The sequence below is a fragment of the Mesorhizobium sp. M2C.T.Ca.TU.002.02.1.1 genome (genome assembly GCF_003997225.1).
The window spans coordinates 1-464 of the sequence record NZ_RZTO01001521.1; the positions used below are offsets into that span (position 1 = coordinate 1).

A 464-nucleotide genomic window follows, 5' to 3' on the forward strand; every position below is an offset into this window, starting at 1 on the left:
CTCGACGGCGACCAGATCCAGTCGCGCAAGCAGCGTTTCGACTTCGAGGTGCTGGTTGGTACAAGCGGCTTCAACAATTCGCTGTCACCCGGCAGCGAGCAGGTTGGCCGCTGGGGATCGGTCGCCGCGAAAACGGAAGGATCGTTCAATCTCGCGGGCGCCTCCGATCCGGCGATCGACGCCGCGATCGACGCCATGCTGAATGCCCGCACCAAGGAAGACTACGTCGCGGCGGTGCGCGTGCTCGACCGGCTGCTGATCTCAGGCAACTACATGGTGCCGATGCAATACAACACGCAGCAATGGCTCGCTTACTGGAGCTATCTGGAACATCCGCAAAAGACCCCCATATTCGGCTATCAGCTGCCGACCTGGTGGCGAAAGCCCAACTGACGCAACCCAACCAATCGAGACCGAACAGGAGACGAGCATGAGCGCCGAGAACTCCATCACCGTCGATGTTG

The 464-nt window shown here is 60.6% G+C and carries 1 pseudogene; it reads left to right on the plus strand.

Annotation, left to right across the window (positions count from 1 at the left end):
• Positions 1 to 393: pseudogene (locus EOD07_RS37085) on the plus strand (ABC transporter substrate-binding protein); the annotation flags it as partial.
• Positions 394 to 464: the final 71 nt, after the last annotated feature.